Source organism: Arthrobacter sp. 35/47, assembly GCF_000520475.1.
Classification (GTDB): Bacteria; Actinomycetota; Actinomycetes; order Actinomycetales; family Micrococcaceae; genus Arthrobacter_D; species Arthrobacter_D subterraneus.
Genome location: NZ_KI914616.1, coordinates 112,305 through 114,201, shown reverse-complemented (window position 1 = coordinate 114,201; position 1,897 = coordinate 112,305). Strand labels below are relative to the sequence as shown.

The 1,897-nt window shown below is 66.4% G+C and carries 1 protein-coding gene and 2 pseudogenes; all 3 read left to right on the top strand.

Annotation, left to right across the window (positions count from 1 at the left end; translation table 11 throughout):
• Positions 1–206, top strand: a pseudogene (locus X803_RS21620) (TRAP transporter small permease); the annotation flags it as partial.
• Between the two features lie 8 nt (positions 207–214).
• A complete protein-coding gene (locus X803_RS0113860; protein ID WP_026545584.1) occupies positions 215–1,495 on the top strand; it encodes a TRAP transporter large permease in 1,281 nt (426 codons plus the stop codon).
• Positions 1,496–1,533: 38 nt separating this feature from the next.
• A pseudogene (locus X803_RS22345) lies at positions 1,534–1,897 on the top strand (fuconate dehydratase); the annotation flags it as partial.

Below are 1,897 nucleotides of genomic sequence, written 5' to 3'. Positions count from 1 at the left end.
TGGCAGTGGCCGGCGCACAGTTCGCGGCCGGCGCCAACCGGCTGCTGGCCCCCGCTACGAGCCTCCCGATGAGCGTGGTCTACAGCGCCGCGGTGACCGGGTTTGCGCTCATCTTCCTGCACGCCGCCCTGCACATCTACCTCAACATCCGCCACCCCGAGGTTGTCCCCGACGCAATGGAAAACCTCGAGCGGGAAGCGGTCTAGGACAGCTCATGACCCTCCTCATCATGCTCATAGCGCTGCTGGTGCTGCTCGCCCTGCGGGTGCCGGTCTCCTTCGCGCTGCTCATTCCGTCCGTGGCGTACGTCATCATGGACCCGACGGCGCGGATCGGCACGGCCGTGCAGCAGACCGTCTCCGGCGTGGACAGCTTCGCCATCCTCGCCGTGCCGATGTTCATCCTGCTCGGCAACCTCGCCAACGTCTCCGGTGTCACGGACAAGCTCTACGACGCCGCGGTGGCAGCCATCGGACACCTGCGCGGCAGCCTCGGCTACGTCAACGTCGCCACCAGTTTCGGCTTCTCCTGGATGAGCGGGGCGGCCATCGCCGATGCCGCCGCCATGGGCCGGGTGCAGGTGCCGGCCATGGTGGAACGCGGCTACAAGCGTGAGTTCGCGCTCGGCGTCACCGGCGCCTCCAGCCTCATCGCCCCGATGATTCCGCCCAGCATCCCGGCCGTTATCTACGCGGTCACCGCCGGAGTCTCCGTGGGCGCCCTGTTCATGGCCGGCGTCGTGCCTGCCCTGGTGCTGGTCGCCTCCCTCTGCCTCACCGTCTGGATCATCATGCGCAAGCGGGAGGACCTCCGCCTGCCCAAATCCACCTGGAAGGTGCGCGGGCGCACCACGCTGGCCGCGCTGCCGGCCATGGGCTCCGCCGTCGTCATCCTGGGCGGCATCCTCAGCGGCGTGTTCACGCCGACGGAGGCAAGCGGCATCGGCGTCATCTACATCTTCGTCCTGGCTCTGGCCTACCGGATGCTGTCCTGGCGGAAGATCTACCGGACTCTGCTGACCACGGTGGAGACCTCCGGCTCCGTACTCCTGATCGTGGCTGCCGCCGCGCTCTTCGGGTGGGTCCTGGCCCGCGAACAGGCTCCGCAGGTTGCGGCGAACCTGATCCTGGAAATCACCAACCAGCCGATCGTGTTCCTGATCCTCGTGAACATCCTGCTCCTGCTGGTCGGCTGCGTTCTCGAACCCACCGCCGCGATCCTCATCCTGGTGCCGGTGCTGCTCCCCGTAGCGGAGACCTTCGGGATCGATCCCATCCACCTGGGCATCATGGTGATCTTCAACCTGCTGATCGGCCTGATCACTCCCCCGGTGGGGCTGGTGCTCTTTGTCCTCTCAAGCGTCACCCGCGCCCCGGTACCCACGGTGATCAAGGGCATCCTTCCCTTCTTCGCCCCGATGGTCCTCACCCTGTTGATCATCACGTTTGTCCCCGCCCTGACCGTCGGCCTGCCCACGCTGCTGGGCTTCCTCTAGACCTGACCTTCCGCACCAACCCGAACAAGGACCTACCCATGTCACGCATCAGTTCAGTGCGCACCACCGATGTGCGCTTCCCTACCTCGCTGGACCTCTCCGGATCCGACGCCGTCAATGTTGACCCCGATTACTCTGCCGCCTACGTGGAAATAGCGACCGACGACGGCGAGCGCGGTTACGGCCTCGTCTTCACCTGCGGGCGGGGCAACGAGCTCATCACCGCGGCGATGGACAGCTATGGTGAACTGCTGGTCGGCCGGGATACCGACGAGCTGGTCAACAACCTCGGGGACGCCTCCCGCCGGCTGGTCCACGACTCGCAGATGCGCTGGCTCGGCCCTGAGAAGGGTGTCTCCCACATGGCCTGCGGCGGCCTCGTCAACGCACTCTGGGACGTGC